The sequence below is a fragment of the Muricoccus radiodurans genome (genome assembly GCF_050154705.1).
Lineage (GTDB): Bacteria > Pseudomonadota > Alphaproteobacteria > Acetobacterales > Acetobacteraceae > Roseomonas > Roseomonas radiodurans.
In genome coordinates, this window is sequence record NZ_CP189561.1 from 5,086,064 (window position 1) to 5,098,929 (window position 12,866).

Annotated in this window: 12 protein-coding genes; 11 read left to right on the top strand and 1 reads right to left on the bottom strand. The window is 74.6% G+C overall.

The features are described from left to right. The first annotated feature begins 204 nt into the window (after nucleotides 1-204). From pncA to ACP6CK_RS23690, 11 genes are all read left to right on the top strand, one after another. On the top strand, nucleotides 205-903 hold the full coding sequence (gene pncA / locus ACP6CK_RS23640) for a bifunctional nicotinamidase/pyrazinamidase (RefSeq protein ID WP_426955778.1): 699 nt from the start codon (nucleotides 205-207) through the stop codon (nucleotides 901-903). A 54-nt stretch (nucleotides 904-957) separates the two neighbouring features. Then, nucleotides 958-1,581, top strand: a complete 624-nt coding sequence (locus ACP6CK_RS23645) for a cytochrome c3 family protein (RefSeq protein WP_426955779.1) — start codon at nucleotides 958-960, stop codon at nucleotides 1,579-1,581. Next, nucleotides 1,569-4,400, top strand: a complete 2,832-nt coding sequence (locus tag ACP6CK_RS23650; protein WP_426955780.1) for a 4Fe-4S dicluster domain-containing protein — start codon at nucleotides 1,569-1,571, stop codon at nucleotides 4,398-4,400. Before ACP6CK_RS23645 ends, ACP6CK_RS23650 begins: the two co-directional genes overlap by 13 nt. Continuing rightward, entirely contained in the window at nucleotides 4,397-5,716 is a 1,320-nt protein-coding gene (locus ACP6CK_RS23655) for an NrfD/PsrC family molybdoenzyme membrane anchor subunit (RefSeq protein WP_426955781.1), read from the top strand. The genes ACP6CK_RS23650 and ACP6CK_RS23655 overlap by 4 nt, the downstream gene beginning before the upstream one ends. Continuing rightward, entirely contained in the window at nucleotides 5,713-6,252 is a 540-nt protein-coding gene (locus ACP6CK_RS23660) for a DUF3341 domain-containing protein (RefSeq protein ID WP_426955782.1), read from the top strand. Before ACP6CK_RS23655 ends, ACP6CK_RS23660 begins: the two co-directional genes overlap by 4 nt. After that, nucleotides 6,249-6,665 carry a c-type cytochrome gene (locus ACP6CK_RS23665; protein ID WP_426955783.1) on the top strand — a complete coding sequence of 139 codons (417 nt, stop codon included), beginning with the start codon at nucleotides 6,249-6,251 and terminating at the stop codon, nucleotides 6,663-6,665. The genes ACP6CK_RS23660 and ACP6CK_RS23665 overlap by 4 nt, the downstream gene beginning before the upstream one ends. Beyond that, on the top strand, nucleotides 6,665-7,660 hold the full coding sequence (locus ACP6CK_RS23670) for a hypothetical protein (protein ID WP_426955784.1): 996 nt from the start codon (nucleotides 6,665-6,667) through the stop codon (nucleotides 7,658-7,660). Before ACP6CK_RS23665 ends, ACP6CK_RS23670 begins: the two co-directional genes overlap by 1 nt. Then, entirely contained in the window at nucleotides 7,653-8,387 is a 735-nt protein-coding gene (locus ACP6CK_RS23675) for a cytochrome c oxidase assembly protein (RefSeq protein ID WP_426955785.1), read from the top strand. Before ACP6CK_RS23670 ends, ACP6CK_RS23675 begins: the two co-directional genes overlap by 8 nt. Then, entirely contained in the window at nucleotides 8,384-9,358 is a 975-nt protein-coding gene (gene coxB, locus ACP6CK_RS23680; RefSeq protein WP_426955786.1) for a cytochrome c oxidase subunit II, read from the top strand. Before ACP6CK_RS23675 ends, coxB begins: the two co-directional genes overlap by 4 nt. Before the next feature lie 178 nt (nucleotides 9,359-9,536). Beyond that, complete coding sequence (locus ACP6CK_RS23685; protein ID WP_426955787.1) at nucleotides 9,537-12,050, top strand: cbb3-type cytochrome c oxidase subunit I; 2,514 nt, start codon at nucleotides 9,537-9,539, stop codon at nucleotides 12,048-12,050. A gap of 8 nt (nucleotides 12,051-12,058) precedes the next feature. Beyond that, entirely contained in the window at nucleotides 12,059-12,394 is a 336-nt protein-coding gene (locus ACP6CK_RS23690; protein WP_426955788.1) for a hypothetical protein, read from the top strand. Here the strand turns inward: ACP6CK_RS23690 and ACP6CK_RS23695 are convergent, their stop codons facing one another. Beyond that, nucleotides 12,395-12,865: a c-type cytochrome gene (locus tag ACP6CK_RS23695; RefSeq protein WP_426955789.1), complete on the bottom strand. Its 471-nt coding sequence runs from the start codon at nucleotides 12,863-12,865 to the stop codon at nucleotides 12,395-12,397. Between the last annotated feature and the right edge of the window lies 1 nt (nucleotide 12,866).

Consider the following 12,866-nt stretch of genomic DNA (forward strand, 5'->3'; position numbering starts at 1 on the left):
GGCGTGCCGTCCGGCCGTGAAGGGTGTGCTCTCGTGCTGGGTGGCGCAGGTGTGACCGCGGTCCGCCGATGTCCAGGCGCGGAAGGACCGGCATTCCGCGATCCGCCGCGCGCCGCGAGCGGTTGGCCAGCCGCGTTTTCCTTGCGGTGCGGCGGGCGCGGGCGATACCGTCCGGGCCACCGCAGCGTGAAGGGAAGCCCGCCCATGCCCGTGACGCGCCGTCCCCTGCTCGCGGCCCTGGCCGGGCTGCCGCTGTTGACCACGAGGAGCCGCGCGATGACGCCGGGAGCCGAGACCGCCCTCATCGTGGTGGACGTCCAGAACTGCTTCACGCCCGGCGGGTCGTTGGCCGTCCCGGACGGGGATGCGGTGGTGCCGGTGATCAACGGGCTGGCGCGCCACTTCGCGAATGTCGTGCTGACGCAGGACTGGCACACGCCGGACCACGTCTCCTTCGCGTCCCAGCACGCGGGGCAGCAGCCCTTCGGTACGGTCCAGGTGCCCTATGGCACGCAGGTGCTGTGGCCGGACCACTGCGTGATGGGGACGGAGGGCGCGGCGCTGCATCCCGCCCTGTCCATCCCCCATGCCCAGCTGGTGATCCGCAAGGGCTACAACCGCGAGGTGGATTCCTACTCCGCCTTCCTGGAGGCGGACCGCAGCACGAAGACCGGGCTGGACGGCTACCTGAACAGCCGGGGCATCCGGCACGTCTACCTCACCGGCCTGGCGACCGATTTCTGCGTGGCCTGGACGGCGCTGGACGCGCGGCGTCTGGGCTTCGAGGCGACGGTGATCGAGGATGCCTGCCGCGCCATCGACCTGCAGGGCAGCCTCGCCCGGGCCTGGGCGGAGATGGAGGCGGCCGGGGTGCGGCGCATCCGGTCCGACGCGATCGGCTAAGGTTTCGCACCCGGTCGGGAACCTTGGCCGGGTTACCGCGATTTCATCCGGAGGATGCCCCAGCTTTTCTCACCGCGTGCGGATGCGCGCCTTCGGCTCGCGGCCGTGGTCGGGGTTGGCCTTGTCCTGGCGGGGGTGGTCACCGCGGCACTGATCGCGCGGTCCGGCACGCGCTGGGCGGTGGGGCAGGCGGTATCCCAGCCGGTGCCGTTCAGCCACGCGGTCCATGCGGGCGGGCTGGGGCTGGATTGCCGCTTCTGCCACGCGGGGGTGGAGCGGCAGGCCTCGGCGGGGATGCCGAGCGCGGAGACCTGCCTGTCCTGCCATAGCCGGGTCTGGAACGTCGCGGCGCAGTTCGCGCCGCTGCGGGCGGCGGTGGCGCTGGGCACCCCGGTGGAGTGGGCCTCGGTGCACCGGCTGCCGGAGCATGTGCGGTTCCACCACGGGGCGCACACGGCGGCCGGGGTGGGGTGCAACACCTGTCATGGGACGGTGCGGGAGATGCCGCGGACGGTGCGGGCGGAGACGCTCAACATGGGATGGTGCCTGGACTGCCACCGGAACCCGCCGGCGCGTTCGGAGGCGGCGCTTGTGGGCGTCGGGCTGCGGGCGCAGAGCTATGTCCATCTCGGCGTGGAGGTCTCGCCGCTCACCCGGTGCTCGACATGTCACCGATGAGCGAGGGCACGCCCTGGCGGAGCCTCGATCCGGACGTGGCGGAGCCGCCCCAGGCCGCGACGGCGCTGCCACTCCCGGCGGAGCGGCGCGGCGTGCTGCGGCTGATGGGGGCCTCCCTGGCGCTGGCCGCCGTTGCCGGTTGCGACGGGCCGGATGAGGTCGGCCATCCCCTGCACGCCCGCCCGCGCTCGGCGGATGGCGAGGCGGAGGGCGCGACCTACGCCACGGTGCTGGAGCTGGACGGGGTGGGTCGCGGCGTCCTCGTCAGAACGCGCGGGGGGCACGCGATCAAGGTCGAGGGGAACCCGGCGCATCCGGCGAGCCTCGGTGCGACGGACATGGTCGCAGAGGCGGCGGTGCTGTCGCTGCACGCGCCGGAGCGGTCCCGCCATGTGCGGCGGGACGGGCGGCCGGTGTCGGCGGGAATGCTGGATGCAGCCCTGGCGGGAGCGCGGGAGGCGCTGATGGCGCGCGGGGGGGAGGGGCTGCGGATCGCCACCGGTCCGGTCTCCTCCCCGACCCTGGGCCGGGTGATCGGGGAGGTGTTGGCGGCGCTGCCGGGCGCGCGCTGGCACCAGCACGATCCGCTGGCGGACGATGCGGCGCTGGACGGGGCGATGGCGGCTTTCGGGCAGCCGGTCGAGGCGGTGCCGGATCTCTCGCGGGCGCGGGCGGTGCTGTGCCTCGGCGCCGATCCGCTGGGGGAGGGGCCGGGGCGGCTGCGATACGCCCGGGACTGGATCACCGGGCGGGCGGCCGGGCGGGAGAGCGGCCGCCTTCCGGCGCTGTTCGTGGCCGAGGCCTCGCCGAGCCTGACGGGAGCGCGGGCCGATCGCCGCATCCCGCTGCACCCGGCGGAGGCGGAGCCTTTCGCGCGGGCGGTGGCGGGGTCCTTGGGCGTGGCGGGGCTGGCGCGGGAGGGCGCGCATCCCGAGGCAGCGGGCATCGCGGCGGCCCTGGCCGCGGCCGGGCGGGAGGCGGTGGTGATCGCGGGGCGCGGGGAGCCGGCGGTGATCCACGCGCTGGCGCACGCGATGAACGAAAGGCTGGGCTGCGCCGGGCATGCGATGCGGCTGTTGCCAAGCCCGCTGGTGCGGCCGGAGCGGATGGGGGATTCGCTCGCGTCGCTCGTCGCGGCCATGGCGGCGGGGGAGGTGACGCATCTCCTGCTGCTGGGCGTGAACCCGGCCTACGACGCGCCGGCGGCGCTCGGCTTCGCGGAGGCGATGCGCCGCGTCCCCTTCTCGCTGCATCTCGGGCTGCGGGTGGAGGAGACGGCGCATCTCTGCGGATGGCATGTGCCGGCGCCGCATCCGCTGGAGGGCTGGGGGGATTCGCGGGCCTTCGACGGCACCCCGACGATCCGGCAGCCGGTGACGGCGGGCGCGGGGGATGTGGCGCGGGGGGAGGTGGAGATTCTCTCCCTGCTTCTCGGCGCGCCGGTGACGGGCCGGGCGGCGGTGGAGGCGACCTGGCGCGCGGCCTGGGGCGAGGCGGGCTTCGCGGAGCGCTGGGGCAGGGCGCTGGAGGAGGGGGTCGCGGGAGAGGCCGCGGTCCCGGTCGCACCGGCGCTGCGGGAGGGGTGGGATCGTCCGGGCGCGCCGGTTCCGCCGGGCCTCGCGGCCGTCTTCGCGCCCGATCCCGGCGTGCGCGCCGGGGCGGAGGCGCATGAGGCGTGGCTGCAGGAGATGCCGCGGCCTCTCACCGGGATCGTCTGGGGCAATGCCGCCCTGCTGGCGCCCGCGACGGCGGCGGCGCTGGGGCTCTCGGCGGGGGATGAGGTCGAGCTGGAGCTGGGCGGTCGGCGTGTGACCGCGCCCTGCTGGCCGGTGCCGGGGCACGCGCGGGATTGCGTGACGCTGCCGCTCGGCGGCGGGCGCCGGGCGGGCGGGCCGGTGGGGGAGGGGCGAGGGTTCGATGCCTATGCGCTTCGGCCCGCGGACGGGGGCTGGGCGGTGCCGGGGCTGCGGCTGCGCGCCACGGGTCGCCGCACCCTGCCGATCTCGACCGAGGGGCATCACCGGCTGGACGGGACGGACGCGGTGCGCGTCGTCGCTCCGGGCGGCGCGGTGCCGCGCCCGGAGCGGGATGCCTCGCTGCATGCGGACTGGCCCTCTCCCGGGCATGCCTGGGGCATGGTGATCGATCTGGACGCCTGCATCGGCTGCAACGCCTGCGCGGTGGCCTGCCAGGCGGAGAACAACGTGCCGGTGGCCGGGCCCGAGGCGGTGGCGCGCGGGCGGGAGATGCACTGGCTGCGCGTGGACCGCTATCACCACGGCGGCGCCGACGATCCGGCCACCACCTTCCAGCCCGTGCCCTGCATGCACTGCGAGCAGGCGCCCTGCGAGCCGGTCTGCCCGGTCAACGCAACGCTGCACGACCAGGAGGGGTTGAACCTGATGGTGCATGCGCGCTGCATCGGCACGCGCACCTGCTCCAACAACTGCCCGTACAAGGTCCGGCGCTTCAACTGGTCCGATCATCGCCGCGCGCTGGACACGCCCGCGCGCAACCCGGACGTTCCGCTGCGTCCGCGCGGGGTGATGGAGAAGTGCACCTATTGCCAGCACCGCATCGTCGCGGCCCGGACCGCCGCGACGGTGGAGGGCCGCGCGCTGCGCGACGGGGAGGTGGAGACGGCCTGCCAGCGCGCCTGCCCCACGCGCGCCATCACCTTCGGCGACCTGAACGATCCTGGCAGCGCCGTGTCCCGCGTGCGGGACAACGGGCGGAACTACGCGATGCTCGGGCATCTCGGGACGCGGCCGCGCACGACCTACCTCGCGCGCGTCGCGGGCGAGGAGCCGCCGGCGTGAGCGCGACCACCACACCGGTCGCCGATGCGGCGCTGCGGCCCGGCGGGGCGGGGTTCCGGATCGCGCTGGCCGGCGCGCTGGCAGGGGTGGTGGTGCTGGCGATCGCGGTGTCGGCGCTGCTGGTGCTGGGCATCGGTATCTGGGGGAACAACGTCCCGCATGTCTGGGGCTTCGACCTGATCGCCTATGCCTGGTGGATCGGGATCGCGAATGCCGCGAGCCTCTTCGCGGCGGTGCTGGTGATCCGGCGGCACGGGCTGCGGACGGCGGTGAACCGCTTCGCCGAGGCGGCGGCGCTGGCCGCGGTGGTCGCGGCCGCCTTCTATCCGATCCTGCATCTGGGGCGGCCCTGGCTGGCGCACTGGACCTTTCCCTATCCCGCGCATACCGGGCTCTGGCCGCAATTCGGCAGCCCGCTGGTCTGGGATTTCTGGGGGATCACGGCGCATGTCGTGGTCACCTCGCTCTTCTGGTTCATCGGGCTGATCCCGGATCTCGCGACGATGCGGGACCGGGCGGCGGCGCGGGGGCGGATGACGGTGGCGCGGGCCTATGGGCTGTTCGCGCTGGGGTGGCGGGGTTCGCTGGCGCACTGGCACCGGCACCAGGCGGCGTACCGGCTGGTGGCGGCGCTGGTGCTGCCGCTGCTGCTCTGGGCGCAGACGGTGGTGGCGCTGGAGTTCGCCACGACGCTCGTGCCGGCCTGGCACCAGGCGCGGCTGCCGCTGCACGTGATCGTCACGGGGCTGCCGTCCGGCCTGGGGATCGTGCTGGCGCTCGCGGCGGTGCTGCGCGTCGCGCTCTCGCTGGAGCGCTTCGTGGACGAGGAGGACATGGACCTGCTGGCGCGCCTCGTCGCCTGCGCGGCGCTGGCGGCCGGGGCGTCCTACGCACACGAGCTGGCGGTGGGGCTGCTGCGGGAGGATGCGGAGACGCGGGCGGCGCTGGTGGCGCGCGCCTTCGGGGTGGGGGCGCCGGCCTATTGGGGTGGCGTGCTGCTGACGGTCGTGGTGCCGCAGGTGCTGTGGCGCGACGCGTGGCGGGACCGTTGCGCCGTGGTGCTGCCGGTGGGGCTGCTCGCCGCCGCCGGGGTGTGGCTGGACCGCTGGTCGCTGGTGGTGGACGGGCTGGTGCGGATGCCGCGGCCCGAGGCGGCGGCCTATCACCCCAGCGCGGCGGAGTGGGGGCTGCTGCTGGGCACGGTCGCGCTGTTCGTCACCCTGCTACTGCTCTTCGGGCGGCTGCTGCCCGCCGTCTCCATGTTCGAGACCCGGCATGAGGAGAGCGAGGCCGAGGCGGAGGAGGAGGAGCGATGAGCCGCCCGCCCGGCCTCGGCGTCATCGCCGAGTTCGCGGATGCCGACGCGATGACGGAGGCGGTGAAGGCCGCGCGCGCCGCCGGCTGGACGGGGCTGGAGGCCTATGCGCCGCATCCCGTGCCGGAGGCGGCGGAGGCGCTCGGCGTCTCCGCGGCGCCGGTGGGATACATCGCGATCGCCGCCGGGGTGTTCGGGGCGGCGCTGGCCTATGGGCTGGAGTGGTGGGTCTCGGTGGGCCTCTATCCCGTGAATGTCGGGGGACGGCCACCGCACGCCTGGCCGGCCTTCCTGCCGACCACCTACCTTGTCGCGGTGCTGTGGGCCTGCGCGGCGGCGCTGGTCGGGATGCTGGCGCTGAACGGGTTGCCGCGGCTGCACCATCCGGTCTTCCACGCGCGGGGCTTTGCCCAGGCGAGCGAGCGGGGGTTCTTCCTCCTGCTCTCGGCGGAGGACCCGCTCTACGAGCGGGAGGCGGCGACGCGCTTCCTGCGGGCGCTCTCGGCGCTGCGCGTCTCGGAGGTGCGGGCGTCTTGAGGCGGGCGGGGGTTCTCCTGCTGCTCCTGGCGGCCTGCGATGGCTGGCCGGAGAGCCCGAAGCCGGCGCCGCCGGCCGCCCCGCCGGAGGGCGCCGTGCCACGCGGCGCGGCGGCGCGGGCGCGGGACCTGGCCGCGCCGGGGCCGCCGGTGGATGCCGGGCTGCTGGCGCGCGGGGCGGATCGCTACGCCATCCACTGCACGCCCTGCCACGGGGCGCGGGGGGCGGGAGATGGGGTGGTGGTCTCGCGCGGGCATCCGCCCATCCCGCCGCTGCCCGCCGATCCCGCCCGCAGCGTGGCGGCGATCGGGACGAATCTCGGGGGCGCCCATGCGATGGCGGACAAGCTGGACCCGCGTGACCGCTGGGCGGTGGCGCGGCACGTGGAGGCGCTGATGCGCGCGGCGCCCTGATGGCGGTCCTGGTGACGCCGCTGGCGGAGGCGTGGCTCCTCGCCTTCCTGCTTCTCGCCGGGCTGGTGGCCGGGGCGATGGCGGTGCTCGCGGCGGGGCTGCTGCTGGGGGAGGCCTGGCTCGGGCCGCTGCGGCCGGCGCTGGCGGCGGTGGCGCGGGTGGCCTGGCTGCCGATCCCGCTCGCGGTGCCGCTGCCCCTCCTGGCGGGGCGGCTCTATCCCTGGGCGGGGCCGGAGGCGGTGACGGAGGCATGGAACACGCCCCTCATCCTGGCCATCCGGGGGGGGGCGGTGCTGATCCTCTGGGCGGTGCTGGGGCGAGTCCTGGCGCGGCCGGGTGCGGCGGCGCGGGGCGCCGGCCTGTCGTTGCTGATGCTCGTCCCGACCGCCGCCTTCGCCTTCGAGGATTGGGGGCTGTCGCGCCATCCCGGCTGGTCGGCGAGCCTTCAGGGGCTGGCCATGGTCGTCGGCAGTGCGGGGGCGGCGCTGGCCCTCGTCACGCTGCCGGCGCTCGGCGCGGGGCGGCTGAAGGAGCCGGAGGCGCGAACGGGGCTGGAGCGCGCGCTGCTGACCCTCGCGGTCGCGGCGCTCTGGCTGGCCTTCGTGCAATTCCTGACGGTCTGGGCGGCGGACCTGCCGAACGAGGTGCCGTGGTTCCTGCGGCGGGCCGAGGGCATCTGGCGCTGGGTGAAGCTCGGCGTCGCGGTGCCGACGCTGCTCGGTGCCATCGCGCTGGCGGCGGTGCCGCAGTGGCGGCCCTGGCGCATGACGGCGGTGTGCGGTTTTCTCCTGCTGCATCATGTCGCGGAGCTGGCCTGGACGGTGCGGCCGGACGCGGCCTCGACGCCGGGCGCGGCCTTCGGGGCGCCGAACGCGACGGTGGACGCGGTGGTGCTCGCCGCCTTCGTGCTGCTGACCGCCGTGGCACTCCGGGCGGCACATCGTGGAAGGGCCGGCCGCGCGGCGCTGGCGGAGAGGGGAGGCGCGCATGGGTGAGCCGGGACTGTTGCCCTATTGCGGGGCGCCGCCCCTGCCGGGCGGGCTGGCGTGGAATCTCGACCCGCTGCTGATCGCCGCCCTGGTCGCCGGGCTGGCGGTGAGCTGGCCGGCGGCGGTGCGGAGCGGGGCGCGCGGGGCGGCCCTGGCGGGATGGGGGCTGGCGGCGGCGGCACTGCTCTCGCCGCTCTGCGGGCTGGCGGTGGCGCTGTTCTCCGCCCGGGTGGCGCAGCACCTGGTCCTGCTGTTGGGGGCGGCGCCGCTGCTGGCCCTGGCGTGGCCGGCGCGGCGGGTTGGGACGGGGACGCTGGCGGGGGCGGCGGCAGGGTTCGCGGTGCTGCTCTGGCTCTGGCACCTGCCCGGGCCCTATGCGCTGACCTTCCGGTCCGACGCGGCGTGGTGGGCGATGCATGCGACGCTGCTGGGCAGCGCGGCGCTGCTCTGGCGTGGCGCGCTTTCTCCGGGGGCGCGGGCGGACGCGGCCCTGCTCGCCGGGCTGGCGACGGCGGCGCAGATGGGGGCGCTGGGCGCCTTCCTGACCTTCGCGCCGCGGCCGCTCTTCGTGCCGCACGCGCTGTCCACGCTGCCCTGGGGGCTGACGCCGCTGGAGGATCAGCAATTCGGCGGGCTGCTGATGTGGGTGCCGGGCGGTGTGCTGTTCGCGGGGCTGGCGCTGCTCGCTCTCTCCCGCGCGCTGCGGCCGGTGCCGGATCGGCGCGCGGCGTGAAGGGACGGCTCGTCCTCCCGCTCCTCGCGCTGGGCGGGTGCAGCGGGGCGCAGGCGCCACTGGATGCCTGGGGCGTGCAGGCCGAGCGCATCGCCGCGCTGTCGCATGTGCTGTTCTGGGGTGGGGGGCTGATCTTCCTCATCACCATGGGGGCGCTGGTCCTGGCCATCGCCGCGCCGGCGCACTGGCGGCAGAGGATGGGGACGCGCAGCTTCGCGATCGCGGCGGGGATCGTGTTTCCTGTCGTCACGCTGACGGCGCTGCTGGCCCATGCGCTGGGGGTTTCGCGCGCGATCATGCGGCCGATGTCGGACGCGCCGATGCGCGTGGAGATCGTCGGGCGGCAGTTCTGGTGGGAGGTGCGCTATCCCGATCTGGGGGAGGGCGCGCTGACGGCCAACGCGCTGCACCTGCCGGTGGGGCGGGAGGTGGAGCTGCACCTGACCTCGGGCGACGTGATCCATTCGGTCTGGATCCCGAACCTGCACGGGAAGATGGACATGATCCCGGGCCGGGTGAACCGGCAGCGGCTGCGCGCCGACCGGACGGGGGTGCTGCGCGGGCAGTGCACGGAGTTCTGCGGGTTGCAGCACACGCTCATGGCCTTCGACGTGGTGGTGCAGGAGCCGGCCGAGTTCGAGGCGTGGGTGGCGCGGCAGCGGGCGCCCGTGCCGGCGCCGGAGACGGCGGCGCAGCGGCGCGGGATGCAGGTCTTCGGGGAGGCGGGCTGCGGCGCGTGCCACGCCGTGCGGGGCACGGAGTGGAAGGCGCGGATCGCGCCGGACCTTTCCCGCGTGGGATCGCGGCTGACGCTGGCGGCCGGGGCGCTGGCGAACCGGCACTCCAACCTGGCGGGCTGGATCGCGGCGCCGCAGGACATCAAGCCCGGGAATGCGATGCCGGCCTACGCGCGCGCGCTGGAGGGGGCCGATCTTCTGGCCGTGACCGATTGGCTGGAGTCGCTGCGCTGATGCTTGTTGAGTTCGGCGCTTGCGGCCCCGGGGAAGGCGTCGCCTTCCTCGGACCCCATCCACCAGGGAGCGAACGCGCTCCCTGGACCCGCGGGTTTCAACAGATCGCGGGGTCCGGGGGGCGCGTTCGCCCCCCGGTGGAGGGTCCGGGAGGCAAAGCCTCCCGGAGCGTCGCCGCATGACCAGGGAGTTGCCGAACCCGCTGCCGCGCCCCGCGGACGAGCTGCCGCGGCTGGAGGCGGCCTGGGCGTTCCCGCGCGGCTGGCGGCTCATCTCGGAGGTGAACAACTCCTTCATCGGGCCGATGTTCCTCGCGACCGCGCTGCTGTTCCTGACGCTGGCGGGGCTGCTGGGGGTGCTGATCCGGCTGCAGCTGGCGGTGCCCGGCCTGCAGCTGATGGATGCGGCGACCTACAACCAGGTGTTCACCACGCATGGCACGGTGATGATGTTCCTCTTCGCCGTGCCGGCGGTGGAGGCGGTGGGGATCATCCTGCTGCCCGCCATGCTCGGCACGCGGGAGCTGCCGACGCCGCGGCTCGGGGCCTATGCGTTCTGGATCTACCTGATCGGCGGGCTGTTCTTCTTCGGGTCGATCTTCTTCGGCGCGGCGCCGGATGGCGGGTGGTTCATGTATCCGCCGCTGACGGGGAAGGCGCATTCGCCCGGCGTGAACACGGACATGTACCTGCTGGGGATCGGCTTCATCGAGATCTCCGCCATCGCGGGTGCGATCGAGCTGATCGTCGGCATCCTGCGCTGCCGCGCGCCGGGGATGACGCTGGGACGGCTGCCGGTCTTCGCCTGGGCGATGCTGGTGTTCGCTGGCATGGTGGTGATCGCGTTTCCGGCTGTCATCGTCGCCTCCACCCTGCTGGAGCTGGAGCGCGCCTTCGGATGGCCCTTCTTCCTGCCGGAGAAGGGGGGCGATCCGCTGCTGTGGCAGCACCTGTTCTGGTTCTTCGGGCACCCGGAGGTCTACATCATCTTCCTGCCGGCGGCGGGCATGGTGTCCATGATCGTGCCGGCGATGGCGCGGGCGCCGCTGGTGGCGCATTCGCTGGTGGTGCTGGCGGTGGTGGGGACGGGGTTCCTCTCCTTCGGGCTGTGGGTGCACCATATGTACGCGACGGGGATTCCGGCGCTCAGCCTCGCCTTCTTCGCCTCGGCGGGGTTCGCGGTGTCCGTGCCGTCCGGGCTTCAGGTGTTCGCGTGGATCGCGACCTTCGCCTCCGGTCGGAGGGTGCGGATCGCGACGCCGACGCTCTTCGTGTTCGGCTTCCTGTTCATCTTCACGCTCGGCGGTCTGACGGGGGTGATGGTGTCCGTCACGCCCTTCGACTGGCAGGCGCACGACACCTATTTCATCGTGGCGCACCTGCACTACGTGCTGATCGGAGGGATGGTCTTCCCGGTGCTCGCGGCCCTGTACTACTGGGCGCCGGCGGTCGGCACGCCGCTGTCGGAACGGATGGGGCGCTGGGCCTTCTGGCTGCTCTTCGGGGGGGTGAACCTCACCTTCTTCCCGATGCACATCTCCGGGTTCCTCGGGATGCCGCGGCGCATCTACACCTATCCCGCGGGGATGGGGCTGGAGGTGTGGAACGCGCTGTCCACGGTGGGGGCGATCGTGGTGCTGGCCGGCGGGGTGGTGCTGATCGTGGACCTGGTCCGCAACTTCCGGCCGCAGCAGGGGGGCGACAACGCCTGGGGCGCGGGCACGCTGGAATGGGTGCCGAACTACAACCACGGCATCCGCAGCATCCCGCGCGTCGAGAGCCGCTATCCCCTGTGGCAGAACCCGCGGCTGTCGGAGGAGATCGAGGCCGGGCGCCACTACTTGCCGGGCACGCTGACCGGGCGGCGGGAGGGGCTGGTGGTCAGCCCGGCCGAGGCGGAGCCGCAATATGTCGCGGTGGTGCCGGGCGCGGGCTGGGCGCATCTCGTCGCGGCGCTGGGAACGGCGGGGTTCTTCCTGGCGCTGACGGTGGAGTGGCTGATCCCGGCGGGAGCCTTTGCGTTGCTGGCCCTGGCCGGGGTGCTGCGCTGGCTGTGGACGGGGACCGATCTCGGGCCGCTTGCGCCGGGGCAGGGGGATGTCGGGGGCGGGCTGGTGCTGCCGGTCTATGTCACGGGGCCGGCATCGCTGTCCTGGTGGGCGGTGTCGGTGCTGATGATGGTGATGGGCAGCTGCTACGCCTGCCTGATCGGCACCTACCTGTTCCTGTGGCTGGTGAACGGGGACGCGATGTGGCCGCCGGCGGGGATGTCGCTGCCCCTGCCGGAGTGGGGGATCGTGGCGCTGGCCCTCTACGGCGCGGCGGGCGGGGTGATGCTGCTGGCCGGCGCGGCGCTGCGGCGGGGCGGGGCGCTGCCGCGATGGGCGGTGCCGGCCGCGCTCCTGCTGCTGGGGGCGGGGTTCGCGGCGGACCTCTCGGCGGTCTGGCGGTCCGGGCTGGCGCCGACGGGCCACGCCTTCGGCGCGGTAAGCTACACAATGATCGCCTGGCAGGGGTTCCACGTCCTGATCGCGGCGATGATGGCGCTCTACGTCCAGGCGCGAGCCTGGGCGGGGATGCTGGACGCGACGCGTCGGCTGAGCTTCGACAACACGACCCTGTTCTGGCTCTACACGGCAGGGCAGGGGGCGGCGGGGCTGGCGGTGCTGCACGGCCTGCCGCGGCTGCTGTGACGGCGTCCGTGGCCCGCGCCGTGGCGTGGCCGGCCGCGGGGCTGCTCGTCTGGGCCGCGCATTTCACCGTGCTCTATGCCGGGCACGCCGTGGCCTGCGAGCGGGGGCTGGCGGCGCATCACTGGCTCGGCCTGCCGCTGGTGCCCGCGGTCGTGGTGGCGGCGACGGCGGTGGCGCTGCTCCTGCTCGGGGCGATTGCCCTCCGTGCCGCGCCGGCGGGCGTGGAGGGGGGCGAGGTGGAGCCGCGCTTCACCCGCTGGTTCGCCGGCGCGGCGGCGGCCATGGCGGGGCTGGCGGTGATCTTCCAGGCCGTGCCGGCGCTGGTGCTGACGGCCTGCGGCTGATCAGGCGCGGGGGCGCAGCCGCGGCTCCGGGCGCGGGCCTTCGCTGTCCGGCCCGAGCGGCATGCCCGCGGGAACGGCGGGCAGGCGCCGCGCGCCGAGGGTGAGGAGGTAGGCGGCGGCGTCGCGTGCCTCCGCCTCCGTCAGCCCCGTGCTCGGCATGGCGGAGCCCGGGGAGATCGCCTGCGGGTCGCGGAGCCAGGCGACGAGGTTGTCCGGCGTGTTCGGCAGGTGCCCCGCGACGTAGCCGCGCCGGGCCCATTCCGTCAGCGGCGGCCCGACCCAGGAGGAGGCGCCGCGCACGCCGGGGATCACGTGGCAGGCGCCGCAGCCGCTGGCCGAGACGAGCCGGTGCCCCCGCCCAGGATCGCCGCTCGCCACGCGCAGCGGGGCCGGTACCTCCTGGTCGCAGCCGGCGAGGAGGAACCCTGCCGCGGCCAGGACGAAACGGGCTGCCTCGCGCGGGCGGGTCATG

Excerpts from the sequence above, each read along its gene's own strand:
- pncA (WP_426955778.1), top strand. The coding sequence starts at position 205 with ATGCCCGTGACGCGCCGTCCCCTGCTCGCGGCCCTGGCCGGGCTGCCG.
- ACP6CK_RS23645 (WP_426955779.1), top strand. The coding sequence starts at position 958 with ATGCCCCAGCTTTTCTCACCGCGTGCGGATGCGCGCCTTCGGCTCGCG.
- ACP6CK_RS23650 (WP_426955780.1), top strand. The coding sequence starts at position 1,569 with ATGTCACCGATGAGCGAGGGCACGCCCTGGCGGAGCCTCGATCCGGAC.
- ACP6CK_RS23660 (WP_426955782.1), top strand. The coding sequence starts at position 5,713 with ATGAGCCGCCCGCCCGGCCTCGGCGTCATCGCCGAGTTCGCGGATGCC.
- ACP6CK_RS23670 (WP_426955784.1), top strand. The coding sequence starts at position 6,665 with ATGGCGGTCCTGGTGACGCCGCTGGCGGAGGCGTGGCTCCTCGCCTTC.
- ACP6CK_RS23675 (WP_426955785.1), top strand. The coding sequence starts at position 7,653 with ATGGGTGAGCCGGGACTGTTGCCCTATTGCGGGGCGCCGCCCCTGCCG.
- ACP6CK_RS23685 (WP_426955787.1), top strand. The coding sequence starts at position 9,537 with ATGACCAGGGAGTTGCCGAACCCGCTGCCGCGCCCCGCGGACGAGCTG.
- ACP6CK_RS23695 (WP_426955789.1), bottom strand. The coding sequence starts at position 12,865 with ATGACCCGCCCGCGCGAGGCAGCCCGTTTCGTCCTGGCCGCGGCAGGG.